This window comes from Gordonia sp. UCD-TK1 (genome assembly GCF_001691435.1).
GTDB lineage: Bacteria > Actinomycetota > Actinomycetes > Mycobacteriales > Mycobacteriaceae > Gordonia > Gordonia hongkongensis.
The window spans coordinates 27001-44937 of sequence record NZ_LZMP01000004.1 but is presented as its reverse complement, the minus strand read 5'-3'; the positions used below and the strand labels follow the sequence as shown (position 1 = coordinate 44937).

Sequence of the window (17937 nt, the reverse complement as noted above, 5' to 3'; positions counted from 1 at the left end):
CAAGTGATCCATTCCCTCTGACACGCACTCGCACAACACCTTTGTAGAAACCGGAGAACATCATGGCTTCCATCACCTACGACAAGGCCTGCTGCGTCTACCCCGGCGCGGACAAACTCGCCGTCGACTCACTGAACCTGGACATCGACGACGGTGAGTTCGTGGTCCTCGTCGGACCGTCGGGCTCGGGCAAGTCCACCGCCCTGCGCATGCTCGCCGGGCTCGAAGAGATCGACTCGGGTCAGATCCGGATCGGTGGCGACAACATGGTCGGCGTCGCGCCCAAGGACCGCGACATCGCGATGGTCTTCCAGAACTACGCGCTGTACCCCAACAAGACGGTCGGGGAGAACATGGGTTTCGCGTTGAAGATGCGCGGCGTGCCCGCCGACGAGCGCAAGCGCAAGGTCGCCGAGGCCGCGCGGTTGCTCGACCTGACCGACTTCCTCGACCGCAAGCCGGCGAAGCTGTCGGGTGGCCAGCGGCAGCGTGTCGCCATGGGGCGAGCCATCGTTCGCGAACCGCAGGTCTTCTGCATGGACGAACCGCTGTCGAACCTCGACGCCAAACTCCGCGTCCAGACCCGTACCCAGATCGCGGCCCTGCAGCGGCGTCTGGGCACCACGACCGTCTACGTCACCCACGACCAGGTCGAGGCGATGACGATGGGGGATCGTGTCGCTGTCCTCAAGAACGGTGTGCTCCAGCAGTTCTCCACGCCGACGGAACTGTACGACCGCCCGGTCAACGCATTCGTCGCCGGGTTCATCGGCTCGCCGGGGATGAACCTCTTCGTGGCGCCGGTCGTCGACGGTGTGATCACCGTGTCGGGCGCCGCCGTGGACATCGACGCCGAAGCGCAGGCCGCGCTGCGTCGTTCCGGTCTGGAGTCCGTGGTCGTGGGCATCCGTCCGGAACACCTCGCGTTGTCCGACGGTGGCACCGGACTCAACGCCGACGTCGCCCTCCTCGAGGAACTCGGCAGCGAGACCTACATCTACGCCAACCTCGCCGACGACTCGGTCCGCAACCTCGACGGCGATCCGATGGTGATGGTCGCGCGGTCTGCCGACCGGGCCCCGGCCAAGCGCGGTGAGGGCATCCGCCTGCGCCAGTCCGACAGTGCGGTGCACCTCTTCGACCCGTCCACCGGAGACCGCATCAACTGATCGACCCGTCGACTGGGCGTCGTCTCGCGACGCGAGATTCTCCGCTGGTCGAGCCCTGTTCTCCGCTGGTTGAGCCCTGTTCTCCGCTGGTTGAGCCCTGTCGAAACCACCCCGGTGCAGCCGCTGTAGATCTCGGAGGGCACCCTCGGAGACTGTGACCATCTGGGAACTAGTCGTCGTACTCGTCGCCGGCGTCGGGGCGGGCGCGATCAACGCCCTCGTGGGCAGCGGAACCCTCATCACGTTCCCGACGCTGGTCGCGTTCGGCGTCCCGCCCGTCACCGCGACGATGTCCAACGCGATCGGCCTCGTCGCCGGCGGGGTGTCCGGAACGTGGGGATACCGGCGTGAACTCGAGGGCCAGTGGCCGCGCCTCCGGTGGCAGATTCCGGCGTCGTTCACCGGCGCGATCGCCGGCTGCTGGCTTCTGCTCCATCTGCCGGAGACGGTGTTCGAGACCGTGGTCCCGATTCTGCTCGTCGCCGCGCTGATCCTCGTCGTCGCGCAGCCCTACATCCAGAGATGGGTGGGCACTCGCACGTCCCCCGGCGGAGACCTCACGCCATCGCACCTCGGTCCCCTGCGGATCGCGGCGATGACCCTCGGGACATTCGCCGTCGGTGTCTACGGCGGCTACTTCACCGCCGCGCAGGGCATCCTCTTGATGGGCATCCTGGGGGTGGTCGTCCCCGACCACCTGCAACGGCTGAACGCGGCCAAGAACCTGCTGTCCCTGGTGGTCAACGTCGTCGCCGCCGTCACGTACACGCTGGTCGCGTTCGACCGGATCGATTGGTGGGCCGCGGCGGCCATCGCCGTCGGCTCGCTCATCGGCGGTTTCCTCGGCGCCAGGTACGGGCGGCGCCTCTCCCCCCGCGCGCTTCGCGGGGTGATCGTCGTCGTCGGGCTCATCGGCCTCTGGCGACTGCTCGCGTGATCCCGGGGTGCACGGTCGACGTGAATCGACGCCCAGTCGACGGGCCTCGGGTCAGTGCGCGGCGGCGGTGTCCCTCTTGCGCCGCGGGATGACGTGCAGGATCGCCACGATGATGGCACCGACCACGAGGCCGACGACGGCGGAGAGCACGGTGCCGGCCGTCCAGGACAGCACGGCGCCGAAGCCGCCGTGGACCAGCTCTTCGAACCAGTGCTCGACGTCGTGGAGCCGATCGGCGGGCCAATGGAAGCCGGCCTCGCCGACGTTGACGATCAGGATGTGGCCGCCCACCCAGAGCATGGCCGCGATACCGACGACCGTCAGCGTCGACATGATCTTGGGCATGGCGCGGACCAGACCGCGGCCGATCTTCTGCACCGTCGGCGACTCGCGCTGCGCCAGTGCCAGCCCGACGTCGTCCATCTTCACGATGACGGCGACGACGCCGTAGACGAGCGCGGTGATCAGGAAGGCGACGACCACGAGGACCGCGAGACGGGTCCAGAACGGTTCGGACTCGACGGAGGACAACGAGATGACCATGATCTCGGCGGACAGGATCAGGTCGGTGCGGATCGCGCCGCTGACCATCGTCTTCTCGAACTCCGGACCGGCTTGACCGGCGGTCTGCTCCTCGGCGTGGTGGCCGCCGCCGACCGCCTCCCAGACCTTCTCGGCGCCCTCGAAGCAGAGGAACAGGCCGCCGGCGATCAGCAGGTAGGGAAGCGCCTGTGGGAGGAACTGGCTGAGAATCATCGCCACCGGCAGGATGATCAGCAACTTGTTGCGGATCGAGCCCAGGGCGATCTTGCGCACGATCGGCAACTCGCGGTCGGGCGTGAACCCGTGGACATAGCGAGGTGTGACCGCGGTGTCGTCGACCACGACTCCCGCCGCCTTGACGCTGGCCTTACCGGCCGCCGCGCCGATGTCGTCGAGAGATGCGGCGGCCGCCCGGGTGAGGGTCACGATGTCATCGAGCAGGGCGACGAGACCACTGGCCACGTGAACCTCCGGGATTCGAGGAACTGAGTTCTCGAACAGTATGCCGAAACGGACGCGGACCACACCGTGCAGAGGCGGTCCGCGTCCGTTTCGTCGGATTCGGTTGTCGGGCGCCGGATGACGCCGGGTTGGGTCAGGTACGCGCGGGAACGGCCGGGGTGTCGTCGGCAGCGTCACCGGCCTCGCCGAGTCCGCGGCGCTTCCGCCGGATCGTCAACAGCGTCAGCAGACCGATCGCGCTCGAACCGATGAGGAAGTAGGCGGGGGAGAGCGAGTTGTCCGTGCGGTCGATGAGCCACGTGGCGATGTAGGCGGCGGTCCCGCCGGCCAGGACCGTCGACAGGTTGAAGCCGAGGGCGACACCGGTCAGACGAACCTTCGTGTCGAACAGCGACGGGAACAGCGGCGCCGTGGCGACCTGGATCAGCGGGGTGCACAGTGCGAACACCGCGAAGGCGATGGCGGCCACCGCCAGGCCGTGACCGGTCATCAGAGCCATCGCGGGGTAGGCGAGGGTGGCGGCGGTGAGCAGGCCGGCGATGAGGACGGGCCGACTTCCGAAGCGGTCCACCAGGATTCCCGCCAATGGCATACACGATGCGATGAAGACGATCACGCCGGCGGCGGTCCAGGTGACCGCGGTCTGACTGTATCCACCCTCGCGGACGAGGTGGATGCCGATGTAGGTGAGCACCATGTACCCGGTCGCGTTCTGGGCGATACCCAACCCGAGGACCTGCAGTACCTGGGCGGGCTGACTGCGCAACAGCTCTCGGAGCGGCGCCTTCGGCAGTTCGCGCCGTTCGGCGGTCTTGGTGAACTCGGGCGAGTCCTCGATGCGGGTTCGCAGCCACAGGCAGAGCACCAGCAGCGGCAGGCCGGCGACGAACGGGATGCGCCAGCCCCAACTGTCCATCTGGGCCTCGGAGGTCAGTGCCGAGGTGGTCGCGACGACGATCGCAGCCAGGGCGAAGCCACTGTTCGAGCCCAGTGCGACGATCGATCCGCCCAGACCGCGACGCTTCGGTCCGACGATCTCGTAGACGTAGGTCAGCGCGCCGCCGAGCTCGCCGCCCGCCGAGAAGCCCTGGAGCAACCGGGCGATGACCAGCAGGATCGGCGCGAGGACCCCGACCGCGGCGTAAGTGGGCAGCAGGGCCATGAGCGTGGTGCCCACACCCATCAGGATCACCGACACCAGGAGCGCACGCTTGCGGCCGAAGCGGTCGCCGAGACGTCCGAAGAAGATGCCGCCGATCGGCCGCATCAGATATGCCGACGCGAAGACGGCGAGGCTGGACAGCAGCGAGGCGGTCGGGTCATCGCTGGGGAAGAACAGCGGGCTGACCACGACCGCGAGGTACGCGTACACCGTCAGGTCGTAGTACTCGACCACCGTTCCGATGCCGGCCGCGACGACCGCTCGCCGACTCCGTCGATCCTGGGATGCCATGAGGTCTCTTTCTGGGAATGGACTCTGGGGGCACTAATATGTACATATTTAGTGAGACGTGGGTTACTGTAGAACGCGTCACGAGCAATCGGCAAGAGCATCCGGAGGAATCACCATGCGTCCCACGCACTCTCCACGTCCCGATCTCGCCGTGCGCTACCGGGCGGCGGGGCATTGGCGCGACCAGACGGTCGATCACTTCCTCGAGCGGGCCGCCGCGCGGTATCCCGACACGGTCGCGGTCATCGACGGCGACCGGCGGCTGACCTTCGCCGATGTGGAACAGCAATCCTTGCGCCTGGCCGCGGCGCTCCACGACCTCGGTGTGCAGCCGGGCGACGTGGTGTCGTTCCAGCTCCCCAACTCGGCCGAGGCGGTCGTCGTCTTCCATGCGATCCATCGGGTCCGTGGTGTCGCCAACCCGATCGTGCCGATCTACCGGGAACGGGAGGTCGGGTTCATCCTCGGCCAGGCGGGCACCAAGGTCGCCTTCGTTCCCGGAACACACCGAGGATTCGATCACGTCGCGATGTACGCAACTCTCCGACAACGACTTCCGGAACTGGACCTGGTCGTCACGACCGGCGGTCCAGCAGCCGACGACCAGACCGTCGGACTCGCCGATCTCATCGCCGTCGCGACACCGGAGATGATCGAGGCGGTGCGCGCGCTGCCGCCCGCCGATCCCGACGACGTGTGCCTGCTGCTGTACACATCGGGAACCACCGCGGACCCGAAGGGCGCGTTGCACAGTCACAACACCCTCGTGTTCGAGAACATGTCGATGATCGACACGTTCGGGCTCAACGAGCGCGACGTCGTGTTCAACCCGTCGCCGGTGACACATGTGACGGGCGTGAACTGCGCCCTCATGCTGCCGTTCCTCCTCGGTGCACCGGTGGTGCTCCAGGACGCGTGGGACCCGGAGGTTGCGCTGGCGAGGGTGCTCGAAGAGCGCGCCAGCTTCATGATCTTCGCGACTCCGTTCCTGCGTGGCCTCGTGGACGCGGCCGTCGCCCGTGGCGTACGCACACCGTCGGTGCGCTACATCATCTGCGGGGGCGCCGACATCCCGGACTCGCTGGTGACCAGATCCACCGAGGTGCTGGGCACCGTGACGCGGATGTACGGCGCCACCGAGGGGCCGTCGGTGACGTCGGCGAACAGGTTCGACGATCCCGGTCTGCGGACCGGAACGGACGGGCGCGTGCTCGCCCCGACCGAGGTCATCGTGTCCGACGGCGCCGGGGGCATCGCCGCGACCGGCGTCGTCGGTGAGGTGCTGTGGCGCGGGCCCGACACCTTCCTCGGATACCTCGACGCATCGCTCAACGACGAGGCCTTCACCGCCGACGGGTTCTTCCGCAGCGGTGATCTCGCCTACTTCGACGCCGACGGTGGAATCCACATCGTCGGCCGGATCAAGGACATCATCAATCGGTCCGGCGAGAAGATCAGCACCCACGACGTCGAGAACGAACTGAGTGAGCATCCCGCGGTCTCCGAGATCGCGGTCGTCGCCGGGCCGGACGCCCGAACCGGGGAGCGGGGCTGCGCCTTCGTGGTCACCCGGGACGCCGTCGACCTCACCCTCGAAGAGGTTCGAGAGTTCCTCTCCGCGAGAGGAATCGCGATGCAGAAGGTCCCGGAGAGCGTGTTCGTCGTCGACTCCCTGCCGAAGACGGCCAGCGGGAAGATCCAGAAGTTCGCCCTCCGCGACTGGACCCGCGACCGCACGACCACACCGCCGCAGATGCAGGCCGTGACCATCTCCGCGGCGCACGAACGGTGAGAAACCCAGCAGGACAGCAAGACCGAGCAGGACAGGAACGACGAGAATGACGACGACCGCACCGGGCGCGATCACGCTCGATGACTACGAAGAGCAGGCGCGGGCCTGGCTCGACGCCGAACTCCCGGCCCGGGCTGCACAGGAGCACGACCCGACCTACGCCATCTTCCACAATCGGACACACGACGAGGAACGTGCGCTGATCGACGCGGCGCGAGCGTGGCAGGCCCGACGCGTGGACGCAGGCTTCGGCGCGATCACCTGGGGCCCGGACTGGGGCGGACCGGGTCTCACCGCGGGCCACGAACGCGTCTACGTGAACCTCGAACGCGGGTACCAGGCCCCCGACCGGCACGAGAACGTTTTGGTGACAGTCGAACTGGTGGCGCCGACCCTGCACGCACTCGGGACCGACGAGCAGCGGGAGCGGTTCGTCCGCCCCTTCCTGCGCGCGGACGAGCTGTGCTGCCAACTGTTCTCCGAGCCCGGGGCGGGTTCGGACCTGGCCGGCTTGTCGACGAAAGCCGTTCGGAGTGGGGACACCTGGCGGATCAACGGCCAGAAGGTGTGGAGTTCCGGCGCGCAGTTCTCCGAGTGGGGTCTGCTCATCGCCCGGTCCGACCGGTCGGCGCCGAAACACAAGGGCATGACCGCATTCATGGTCCCGATGGACACGCCCGGCGTGGAGGTGCGGCCGATCCGGCAGATGTCCGGTGGGTCGACGTTCAACGAGGTCTTCCTCTCCGACGTCGAACTCCCGGACTCCCTGCGGGTCGGTGCCGAAAGCGACGGATGGAAGGTCGCGCTCACCACACTCGGTTTCGAGCGGAACTCCAGCGCCGGGATCGTCAGTGCCGGCGGTAACAGTGTCGACCTCGCCCGCCTCGCCGACCGTCTCGGACTGTCCGACGACCCGTTGGCCCGCCAGCAGCTCGGCGACGCCGCGATCTATGAACGGGCGGCGGCCCTCATGGTGGCGCGCTACGCCGAACGTGAACGGGCCGGTGCCGTCCCGGGTGTCGAGGGCTCCATCGGCAAACTCGTGTGGACGCAGAACCTGAAGCGCGTCGGCGACGCTGCGGCGTCGTTCCTCGGCGACCGGATCGTGGCCGACACCGGCCAGCCCGACACGTTCGCATGGTCGGAGCATCTGCTCGGCGCACCCGGGTACCGCATCGCGGGCGGCTCGGACGAGATCCAACGGAACATCATCGGCGAACGCGGCCTCGGACTGCCGCGCGAACCCCGCTAGGAGTACACATGCCCATCGAACTCACCGTGGAGCAGCGCGATCTGCAGGCCGCCCTCACCGATGCATGGTCGGAACACGCTCCGGCGCAGGATGTCTGGCCGTCGATTCGGGAACTCGGACTGACCGAGATCCCGTTTCCGGAGGATCTGGGCGGGGCCGGGTACGGGGTGAAGGACGCGTCGGTCGTGATGACCGCCCACGGTCGCTGTCTCGGTTCCTCGCCGTACCTCTCGTCGGTGATCATGGCCGGCCTCACCCTGCTCCATGCCGCCGACGACGAGGGGCAACGGGCACACCTGCCGGCCATCGCGTCCGGGGAGCGGCGCGCCGCACTCGTCTGCGGCCCCGCCGTGGTCTCCTCGTCGATCGGTGCGGAGGTCACCGATGAGGGAACGCTCGTCCTGAACGGACGGCAGGACGTCGTCCTCGACGCGGCGTCGGCCGACGTGCTCGTGGTCGTCGCGCATACCGCGTCCGGTGTGGAACTCGCCGTCGTCGACGGCAGCTCTGCCGGTGTCGGCCGCCACCAGCGTGAAAGCCTGGATCTCACACGAGAGTTCGCGACTGTCGAGTTCACCGGTGTCGAGGCGACCCGGGTGTCGGGCCCGTATCTCGAGGAGCGGCTGCGCCGGGTTCGGTCGCTGCTGATGATCGCCCTGGCCGCCGAGCAGGTGGGTATCGCCCGCCGGTGCCTCGAGATGACGGTGGACTACGCGAAGACGCGTCAGCAGTTCGGTCGCACGATCGGATCCTTCCAGGCGCTCAAACACCGCCTCGTCGACATGCTCGTTGCCACCGAGCTCGCCGAGGCGACGGTCCTCGACGCCGCGGATGTCGAACGCTTCGACGACGCGGATCTGGCCGAGCGGGCCGCATCGGCTCGCGTGCTGGCCTCGCGGGCCGCCATGTACGCCGCGGAGGAGGCCATCCAGATCCACGGCGGGATCGGGTTCACGTGGGAGCACCCGCTGCATCACCACTTCCGGCGGGCCAAGACCGACCAGTTGTTGTTCCAGGACGACGACGTGCACCTCGACACCGTCGCGCGCGCCATGCTCGGACGGGCCCGCGCGGCGTCGGTGTGAGCGCCGGCGGAGTGGTTCCGGATCGGCGCGTTCGACCTACCCGCCGTCGCTGACCTGCGGAGCGCTCGTCGCGCAGCCGCGAAATCCGTCGCTGGTCGAGCCGGCCCCGAGCGGAGCGAGGCGCCCCTCCCCGCGCTGGTTGAGCTGGCACACCTCCGCCGGTTGAGCCGGCAACGAGCCGCTAGGCGAGTCGCCGTGTCGAAACCACCTGGCGACCCGACGATCTCATCCGCCGCCAACCCGGACGGAACCATACCGCAACGCCCAGAACCTATTTCGTCTACGACGCGTCATCTGCTGTGGAGACTCATCCAGGTTTTGTCGGTGGTCGGGTTTACATTGGTCGTATCAGATCACCCAGCTCGGGGCGGGTGATGAAAATCAGGCGTCGGGGGGCGTTGTGCGGGTGTGGACCGATCTACCGAGCGAGTTCGTCGCCGGGGTCGATCCTGCCCACGCCGCCGAGACCGACATGGTGTTGTTGATGGCCGGCCTCGACGCCACCCGGCGCGGCGAGTCATACCTCGCCTGGCACCGCTATCAGACGATCACGGCGATGACCGACCGCCTGATCACCACCAGCGCGTCCGGGTTCGTGATGGACGGCCACGCCGACTGCGCCGCCCGCATCGCCCGCCAAGCCGGGGTGTCGCGCCGGCACGCCGAAACCCTGATCGACGAGGCCATCGCACTGCGCGATCGGCTACCCGAGGTAGCGGACACGCTGCGTGACGGGGTCCTGTCGCAGTGGCAGATCCGGTTGGTCATCTCCCGCACCGAACTGATCCCCACCGATGACCCCATCACCCCCGCGTTGGATGCCGAGATCGCCGACACCGTGCGCCGCCGAAAAGGCGTGTGGGATCGGGCCCGGTTGCGCGACATGGTCGACCGCCTCGTCTTCCGCCACGACCCCGACGCGGTACGCCAACGCCGCAAAGACGCCATGGACCAGCGTGGGGTGTGGACCCACGAACTGCCCGACGGCACCGCCGAACTCACCGCCGTGATGTCGGCGGAAAACGTGCGGATCTCGGCCAAAGCCGTCGCCATCCTCGCCGACTCCGTCTGCAAGCGGGATGGCCGCACCCAGGGGATACGACGATCCGATGCGATGTTCGCGCTGTTGACCCGCACCAGCTTCGACTGCCAGTGCGACGATGAACAGCCGTGCACCGCCGACATCCCCGACCCGCAGAGCGTCCTCAACGCGGTCCGCGCTGAGGTCGTGATTCATGTGGTGACTGATGCCGCGACCCTGGCCGGGGCGCCCGGGGTGGGGTTTCTCGACGAGCACGGCATCATCAGCGATGAGCATGTCCGTGACCTCGCCGCCCGCCCCGACGCCACCCTCACCCCGGTCACCCCCGCCCGCACCCAACCCACCTACGTCGCCGATACCGCCGACGATGCAGCGCAGCGAACCGCCCATCGCCCCGCGCCTGCCGGTGCACCCAATTCGACCGCCCACGGCGGCACTGATGTCGACGCAGCCGAACCCGGTGACGTCCGCGGAACCGGTGGCCTCGCCTCGGGCGTAGCAGTGGTGTATCCGGCGACCCATCCCGGCAACGGGTACCGGCCCACCACCTCGTGTGCTGATTTCGTGCGGGTGCGGGACGGCTATTGCACCGAACCCGGCTGTATCCGTTCGGCATTCGCGTGCGATCTCGACCATGTCACCGAGTACGACCACACCGACCCCGCCCGGGGTGGGGCGACGTCGAGTGAGAACCTCAACGCCAAATGCCGTCCCGGTCACCTGATGGAGACCCACGGGGACTGGGTCGATGTGCAGTACCGCGACGACGACGGACGCCTGGTCACCGAATACGAAACCCCCGAAGGGGTCACCCTGCCCGGCGACGCCGAAACGCTGGAAGACACCTTCCCGAACCTGCGGCGTATCCGGTTCGAACAAGCCGCCCAAGCCCCACCCACCCCACGCGTCATCGCCTCCGACAACCCGGAGCGCACCACCAGCCGACTGGACGCCAAACTGGCCCGCCGGCGACACGAACGCGCCCGCAACAAACGAGCCCGCGAAGAACTCGACCGCATCGACCCACCGCCGTACTGACCCGAGAGCACGTGGGGCCTCCAATCTGATGACGCGAGTTGTCAGACTTGGTAGCCTGTCGCCACGAGATCGCCGTTCGGTCGACCCCATCGGGACGGCGAACGGTGGCCTGAGTGCGAAATACGGTGAACTGAGTTGTGTGACAACCGATTCGGGTGAAACGGACATCGGTCGGCATGGTCGGCATATCCTGCACCTGTGGCACGGCTGGTGACGACGGTGACCAGAGTGCGTCGGGCGCGTAGTGAACCTGAAGAGAGCGACGACGCGGCCCAGCCGCGGAAGGTGGGGTGGACATGGTCTCGGTGACCGGTGCAGTCGGCACGGTGATCGAATCGGCGCAGGACGCGTTCGGTGCGTTCCAGGTGCTGCGGCGGTCGGGCCTGGTGGATCCCACGAAACCCAAGGAGCTGCTGACCACGGTCAAGCGGGCCAAGATCATCGGTCCGTGTGCGGCGGCTGTGGCACACGGTGCCGACGAGTATCCCGAGGCCGGAGCCGTCGCCGACGAGCACGGCGAACTCACCTTCGGTGAACTCAATGCGCACGCCAACGCTCTCGCCAACCACCTGCTCGCGTCCGGCATCAAGCCGGGATCGGTCATCGGCGTCATCGCGCGGGACCATCGGGGTCTGCTGACCACCATGAGCGCCGCGGGCAAGGCCGGGTTTCGTCTGGCCATGATGAACACCGGCTTCGGCAAGACGCAGTTCGCCGAGGTCGCCGAACGCGAGAAGATCGTGGCGATGCTCTACGACGAGGAGTTCACCGATCTCGCCGACGCCCTCCCCGCCGACACCCTGCGCATCGTCACCTGGATCGACGGCAACCGCCCCGTCGGCGACGGCGTCCAGACCCTCGACGACATCGCAGCCACCGGCGATACGTCGACTCCGCCCGAACCCGCCGCGTGGGGCGGACTCGTCATCCTCACCAGCGGCACGACCGGACTGCCCAAGGGCGCCCAGCGATCCAAGATGTCGCCGTTCGCCAGTGCGCTTCTGCTGGACCGGATCCCGTTGCCGCAGCGCAGCGCCATGGTGATCGTCTCGCCGATCTTCCACTCCACCGGTTTTGCGTTGTGGGGGGTGGGGACTGCGCTGGGCAACAAGACCGTGGTGATGCGTCGGTTCGACGCGGAGAAGACCCTCGCCGCGATCGCCGAGCACAAGGCGGAGGTGCTGGTCGCCGTCCCGACCATGCTGCACCGCATGGTCGCCCTGGGTCCCGACGTCATCGGCAAGTACGACCTGTCATCGCTGAAGATCGTCGTGCTCGCGGGTTCGGCTCTGTCGCCGACACTTTCGGAAGCCATTCAGGACACGTTCGGTGACGTGCTCTACAACCTCTACGGCTCCACCGAGGTTGCGATCGCCACGGTCGCGCAACCGAAGGAGCTGCGCCTGGCACCGGGGACGGTGGGCCGCGCACCGGTCACCAGCCGACTCGCGCTCTTCGACGACAAGGGCAACCGGATCTCCGGGACCAACGTGCGCGGCAGGCTGTTCGTGCGCAACGGCGCCCCGTTCGAGGGCTACACCGACGGCCGCAACAAGGAGATCATCGACGGTTACATGTCCACCGGCGACATGGCCCGGTTCGACGAGCACGGGCTCCTCCACATCGACGGCCGCGACGACGACATGATCGTCTCCGGAGGCGAGAACGTCTACCCGCTCGAGGTGGAGAATCTGCTCGGTGAGCATCCCGACATCGACGACGTGGCGGTCATCGGCGTCGACGACGACGAGTACGGAAAACGCCTGCGCGCCTTCATCGTCGCCGCCGAACATGCGAACCCCACGCCTGAGGACATCAAGGCGCACGTCAAGAAGCACCTCGCCCGGTACAAGGTGCCCCGCGACGTCGTCTTCGTCGATGACCTGCCCCGCAACCCCACCGGCAAGCTCGTCCGCCGGCACCTCCCGACCGGCCCGCTCTGACCCTTCGAGGCTCGTCGTTTGCGCTCCTCGCACCTCAGGGAGCAGGGGGTTGGCTCGCGTCAGGAAGTGCCCGAGGTCAGCGCGCGTACGACGAGATGCAGTGCGGCAGTGGTGGTCAGCGACCGGACACGCTCGCGGTCACCGGGGAACTTGCGCGTGACGGTGACCGTGGGCCGGTCGCGTAGAGCCACACCGAAGCACACGGTGCCGACCGGTTTCGTCTCGGTGCCGCCACCGGGGCCGGCCACTCCGGTGGTCGACACCGCGACATCGGTACCGAACCGTGCGAGCGCACCCTCGGCCATCGCGGCGGCGACCTGCTCGCTGACGGCTCCGTGCGTGGCGATGAGCTCGGCCGGGACGTCGAGCAGATCCGACTTGGCGTCGTTGGAGTACGACACGACGCCACCCATCACATAGGCCGACGAGCCGGGCCGGTCGGTGAGCCGCGCCGCGACGAGTCCGCCGGTGCACGACTCGGCGGTCGCGATCAGTCGCCCGTCCAAGGCGGCGACCAGGAGATCGTCGATCGTGGAACCGTCGGTCGAGAAGATCTGCCGCCCATGATGTTCGACGAGGAGGTCGAGGAGGGAGTCGTAGACCGACGCATCAGCTGCGGCGAATCGGGTGACCATGTCGAGTTCGCCTCGCCGCAGGCAGGTGGTGATCTCGAGTTGCCCGAAGGCGGGGATCGCGGTCTCCGCCGATCGCAGCGTCTCGGCGAGTTCCGCTTCGAGGAGACCGTAGGCGCGGATGGTCGCCTGACGCAGATCGTCGGCGCGTGACAGGACGTCGGCGACGGCAGCCGTGGCGATCGCGGTCGGCCACATCGCCTGGAGCTCCGAGGGCGGGCCGGGCAGGACGACGATCGTCGGCACGCCGGCGGCAGCGGGGATGACGACACCCGGCGCGGTGCCGGTCGGTGGTACCGGAACTGCCCCGACCGGTACCAGGGCCTGCTTGCGGATACCCGCCCTCGTCGGGCCGGAATCGACGTCGAATCCGATCCCGCGCCAGCGCTGGATGATCGCGGCGATGTGCTCCTCGAGTCCGGGATCGAGGAGTAGTTCGCGGCCGCAGAACTCGGCGACGGTGGCGACGGTGAGGTCGTCGGCGGTGGGGCCGAGCCCGCCGCTGGTGACGATCAGATCCACCTGCTGCTCGGCGAGGAAGCGCAGTTGCGCGGTGAGGTCGGCGGGCCGGTCGCCACAGATCGTGATGTGGGCGACGTCCACCCCGAGTTCGAGGAGTTCCTCGGACAGCCAGGGCCCGTTCTGGTCAGTGATCCGGCCGGTGAGGACTTCGGTTCCGGTGACCACGATGCCTGCGCGCACACTCACGCCATCGAGCCTAGTAGGCCACCGACGCAGAACGCGCCCCCGTCAGAGGGCGCGTTCCACGGTTCGGTGCGAACTGCGCGGAGAATGTCAGGCCTTCTCGGCCTTGGCCTTCTCCTGGGCGGACGACCGGGCGGGGTTGGCCTGGTCATCGGCCTTCGGATCGGATTCGTCCTGCTTCTCGGTCACACCGGACTTGATCCGCGCACCGATGTCGGGGTCGACGCGATGCCAGTATTCGAACGCCCGCTGGAGGATCGGTTCGGAGACACCGTTGAGGAGGTGCCCGACGACGTTGTCCACGAAACGTTCACGCTGCTCGTCGTCGAAGACCTCCCGGACCATCGTCCCCGCTTGACCCCAGTCGTCGTCCTCGGGATGGTCGACGTAGGCGCTGCGCAGGATCTCCCCGTTCGCCGCCCACTGCGGTTCGCCCTGGCCGGGATACAGCGCCGACGGGCCGCCCTTGGAATTGGGTGCGTAGACCGGGTCGGAGACGTTGTGGATGCGCATCGCCCCGTCCTTGGAGTACGAATGCACTTCGTTCTTGGGCGCGTTCACCGGGATCTGCTTGTAGTTGCCGCCGATCCGGTGGCGATGGGCGTCGGCATAGGAGAACACGCGCGCGAGCAGCATGCGGTCGGGACTGAAACCGATACCCGGCACGACGTTGTTCGGCTCGAACGCGGCCTGCTCGATCTGCGTGTGGTGATCGACCGGATTGGTGTGCAGGGTCATCTTGCCGACCTCGATGAGCGGGTAGTCGCCGTGCGGCCACACCTTCGTCAGGTCGAACGGGTTGAACCGGTAGCTCACCGCGTCGTCGAAGGGCATCAGCTGCACCTTGAGAGTCCAGCTCGGATGGTTGCCCGCCGCGATGTTCTCGAACAGGTCCCGAGTGTGGAAATCGGTGTCCGCAGAAGCCATCTGGTCGGCCTCGTGCTGGGTGAGGTGCTCGACTCCCTGGTCGGACTTGAAATGGTACTTGACCCAGTGCTTGACACCTTCGGCATTGACCCACAGGTAGGTGTGCGAGCTGTATCCGTTCATGTGGCGCCAGGTCTTGGGAATCCCCCGATCGCCCATCAGCCAGGTCACCTGATGCGCCGACTCCGGCGAGAGCGTCCAGAAGTCCCACTGCATGTCGTGGTCGCGAAGGTTGTTGTCCTGACGGCGTTTCTGCGAACGGATGAAGTGCTGGAACTTCATCGGGTCCTTGACGAAGAAGACCGGCGTGTTGTTGCCGACCATGTCGTAGATGCCTTCGGACGTATAGAACTTCAGTGCGAAACCGCGCGGGTCGCGCCAGGTGTCTGGGCTACCGCGCTCGCCCGCGACCGTCGAGAACCGCGCCACCATCTCGGTTTTCACGCCGGGCTGGAACAGCGCCGCGCACGTGTAAGCCGAAATGTCTTGCGTGGTCTCGAAGGTGCCGAACGCGCCGCTGCCCTTGGCATGTGGCTGGCGTTCAGGGATCCGCTCGCGATTGAACTGGGCCATCTGCTCGATCAGGTAGTGATCGTGCAGGACGATCGGGCCGCCGGCGCCGACCGTCAAGGAGTGTTCGTCACTCCCCGCGGGTGCTCCCGAATCCCGGGTGGTGAACAGAGAATCGTCGGACATATCGCCTCCGAGAGGTCGTCGTATCCGGGCATGAACAACGGGACCCGAGGGCTGCAGGTCCGTTCCGCCGATCCTACGCCGACGGGGTCGGCGGGACGCCGATCCCGAATTCCCGCAACACCGCCTCGGTGTGCTGTCCGAGTGCCGGTACCGGACCCATCGCGAGTTCGACGTCGTCGAAGGTCAGCGGCGGAAGCAGCGCCCGTACCGGGCCGACCTCGGTGTCCACCTCGCGCCAGCGGTCGCGCTCACTCAGCTGCGGATGCGCGACGACGCCTTCGAGGTCGCGGATCTCGGCCGCGGGAATGCCCGCGTCGGCGAGGCGACGGTCGAGCTCGTCGGTGGTGAAGCGTTTGGTCTCGGCGCCGATCGCGGCGTCGACCTCGGCTCGCCGGGCGACCCGCTCGATGTTGGTGCGATAGCGGGGGTCGTCGGCCAGATCCGGGCGCTCGAGGGCCACGCGGGTGAGCGTGTCCCAGCCGCGGTCGTTCTGGACGCCGATGAGGATGTCGCCGTCGGCGGTCGGGTACTTGTCGTAGGGCACGATGGCCGCATGGCCGAGCCCGGCACGGGCGATCTGCCGGCCGCCGTACAGGCGCATGTACATCGGGTGGCCCATCCATTCGACCGTGGCGTCGAACATGGCCACCGAGACGCGCGCGCCGACTCCGGTGGTGGCGCGTCGGAACAGCGCCGACAGTACGGAGGTCAGTGCGTACATACCGGCTGCGATGTCGGAGGTCGGGATACCCGTCTTGGACATCTCGTCGGGCGTCCCGGTCACCGAGATCAGCCCGGCCTCGGCCTGCACCAGCATGTCGTAGGCCTTGCGGTCGCGGTACGGTCCGGCGTCGCCGTATCCGGACATGTCGACGACGACGAGCTCGGGATGGTCGGCGCGCAGATCGTCGGCGGCAAGGCCGAGCCGGGCGGCCGCCCCGGGAGCGAGATTCTGGACGAAGACGTCCGCGCCGGCGATCAGGGTTCGGATCGCCTGGCGTCCGTCCTCGCTCTTGAGGTCGAGCGCGACCGACTCCTTGCCGCGGTTGAGCCACACGAAGTGCGAGGCGGCGCCGCCGCGCACCGCCGCGTCGTACTGCCTCGCGAAGTCCCCGTCCCCGACCCGTTCCACCTTGATGACCCGGGCGCCGAGATCCGCGAGGTGTCGGGTGGCCAGCGGTGCGGCGACGGCCTGCTCGAGCGCCACCACGGTGATGCCCTCGAGGGGCAGAAGTCCTTCGTCCGGAGTCACCGGCCAAGGATCGCCGACGGTGCCGCGCCCGGTCAACGAGACCCCTCGCCGGCCTCGGGATCGTTGGTGGCCTCGGTGAGGCGGTGCAGCAGATACGTGAGCGTCCGGATGTCGTCGGGGTCCCATTGGGCCAGCCGTGCACGCCAATCGGTGACCGCCGAGGCGAGCACGGCGTCGACACGTTCGCGACCGTGATCGGTGAGGGTGACCACGCGGGCGCGGGCATCGCGCGGGTCCGGGTGCCGCTCGGCGAGCCCGAGCCGCACGATCGCGTCGATCTGCCGCGTCACCGTCGACTTCTCCATGCCGACGGCGGTGACCAGATCCGACATCGGCATCGAATGGTGCCGGGCCAGCACGGTGATGAGCGGGTAGCACGACGGGTCCAGCCGCGGGTCGATGGCGCGGGCGCGCAACCGGGTGCGCACCCGGCCCCGTCGCCAGAAATCGGTGAGTTCGGCCTCGAGGCCGCTGATCGGATCCGGGCCGGTGGGGTCGTCGGCCGACGCGGTCATCTCCGAACCCATGCCGGTCAGGTTACCCAGCCGGGGTGGGGGAGGCGACGTCGGACGACTCCCGCACGTGGTGCACGATCGACAGGTGACCTCCGCACCGCGCACCAAGCCGAATGCCTGGGAGTACGTGAAGTACGTCTACTGGGCGCGTCTGCCGAAATCGATGCTCGGCTGGGTGACCAACGACCTGGCCGGCCCGGGTGCGTCGGTACGCATGGTGGTCCGCTGGGCGGTGCCATGCATCATCGTGCTGACCCCGATGCTGTTCGTCCCGGCCGACTGGGGCGTCCGGATCACGATGACCATGCCGATCCTGCTGGCCTACCTCTTCTTCTCGATCGCGTTGAACCGGGTCTACCGCCGTCACCGGCTCGTCCAGCACGGACTCGATCCCGACCTGGTGAACAAGCTCGAACGAGAGAAGAACTCGGACCTCTACGACGAGTACCACCGCAAGTACCGCGGTGAACGACGCCGCCCGTCGAACTAGGCCG

General features: G+C 67.8%; 14 protein-coding genes. 8 read left to right on the top strand and 6 right to left on the bottom strand.

The window, feature by feature from the left end; all coding sequences use genetic code 11:
• The first annotated feature begins 62 nt into the window (after positions 1 to 62).
• Together A9310_RS03910 and A9310_RS03905 are read left to right on the top strand one after the other, a co-directional pair.
• Complete coding sequence (locus tag A9310_RS03910) at positions 63 to 1169, top strand: ABC transporter ATP-binding protein (protein ID WP_058252812.1); 1107 nt, start codon at positions 63 to 65, stop codon at positions 1167 to 1169.
• A gap of 154 nt (positions 1170 to 1323) precedes the next feature.
• Positions 1324 to 2106 carry a sulfite exporter TauE/SafE family protein gene (locus tag A9310_RS03905; RefSeq protein WP_058252811.1) on the top strand — a complete coding sequence of 261 codons (783 nt, stop codon included), beginning with the start codon at positions 1324 to 1326 and terminating at the stop codon, positions 2104 to 2106.
• Positions 2107 to 2157: 51 nt separating this feature from the next.
• Here the strand turns inward: A9310_RS03905 and A9310_RS03900 are convergent, their stop codons facing one another.
• Positions 2158 to 3111: a DUF808 domain-containing protein gene (locus A9310_RS03900; RefSeq protein WP_065629517.1), complete on the bottom strand. Its 954-nt coding sequence runs from the start codon at positions 3109 to 3111 to the stop codon at positions 2158 to 2160.
• A gap of 133 nt (positions 3112 to 3244) precedes the next feature.
• Positions 3245 to 4564, bottom strand: a complete 1320-nt coding sequence (locus A9310_RS03895) for an MFS transporter (protein ID WP_065629457.1) — start codon at positions 4562 to 4564, stop codon at positions 3245 to 3247.
• A 115-nt stretch (positions 4565 to 4679) separates the two neighbouring features.
• Between A9310_RS03895 and A9310_RS03890 the strand changes: the two genes are divergently transcribed.
• From A9310_RS03890 to A9310_RS03870, 5 genes are all read left to right on the top strand, one after another.
• Entirely contained in the window at positions 4680 to 6356 is a 1677-nt protein-coding gene (locus A9310_RS03890) for an AMP-binding protein (RefSeq protein WP_065629456.1), read from the top strand.
• Between the two features lie 46 nt (positions 6357 to 6402).
• Positions 6403 to 7608 (top strand): acyl-CoA dehydrogenase family protein, encoded by a 1206-nt coding sequence (locus A9310_RS03885; protein ID WP_065629455.1) that lies wholly within the window; start codon positions 6403 to 6405, stop codon positions 7606 to 7608.
• A gap of 8 nt (positions 7609 to 7616) precedes the next feature.
• Positions 7617 to 8693, top strand: a complete 1077-nt coding sequence (locus tag A9310_RS03880; protein WP_065629454.1) for an acyl-CoA dehydrogenase family protein — start codon at positions 7617 to 7619, stop codon at positions 8691 to 8693.
• Positions 8694 to 9099: 406 nt separating this feature from the next.
• Positions 9100 to 10773, top strand: a complete 1674-nt coding sequence (locus A9310_RS03875; RefSeq protein WP_065629516.1) for an HNH endonuclease signature motif containing protein — start codon at positions 9100 to 9102, stop codon at positions 10771 to 10773.
• 296 nt (positions 10774 to 11069) lie between these two features.
• Positions 11070 to 12716 carry an acyl-CoA synthetase gene (locus tag A9310_RS03870; RefSeq protein ID WP_065629515.1) on the top strand — a complete coding sequence of 549 codons (1647 nt, stop codon included), beginning with the start codon at positions 11070 to 11072 and terminating at the stop codon, positions 12714 to 12716.
• Between the two features lie 59 nt (positions 12717 to 12775).
• Here A9310_RS03870 and A9310_RS03865 read toward each other — a convergent pair whose 3' ends face one another.
• The 4 genes from A9310_RS03865 to A9310_RS03850 form a co-directional block, all read right to left on the bottom strand.
• Positions 12776 to 14056, bottom strand: a complete 1281-nt coding sequence (locus A9310_RS03865) for a competence/damage-inducible protein A (RefSeq protein ID WP_065629453.1) — start codon at positions 14054 to 14056, stop codon at positions 12776 to 12778.
• A gap of 87 nt (positions 14057 to 14143) precedes the next feature.
• A complete protein-coding gene (locus tag A9310_RS03860) occupies positions 14144 to 15676 on the bottom strand; it encodes a catalase (RefSeq protein WP_065629452.1) in 1533 nt (510 codons plus the stop codon).
• Positions 15677 to 15749: 73 nt separating this feature from the next.
• Positions 15750 to 16928: a CaiB/BaiF CoA-transferase family protein gene (locus tag A9310_RS03855; RefSeq protein ID WP_065629514.1), complete on the bottom strand. Its 1179-nt coding sequence runs from the start codon at positions 16926 to 16928 to the stop codon at positions 15750 to 15752.
• A gap of 32 nt (positions 16929 to 16960) precedes the next feature.
• On the bottom strand, positions 16961 to 17455 hold the full coding sequence (locus A9310_RS03850; RefSeq protein WP_065629451.1) for a MarR family winged helix-turn-helix transcriptional regulator: 495 nt from the start codon (positions 17453 to 17455) through the stop codon (positions 16961 to 16963).
• Positions 17456 to 17510: 55 nt separating this feature from the next.
• On the opposite strand from A9310_RS03850, the gene A9310_RS03845 reads away from it, so the two are divergent.
• A complete protein-coding gene (locus A9310_RS03845) occupies positions 17511 to 17933 on the top strand; it encodes a DUF5313 domain-containing protein (protein ID WP_065629513.1) in 423 nt (140 codons plus the stop codon).
• Positions 17934 to 17937: the final 4 nt, after the last annotated feature.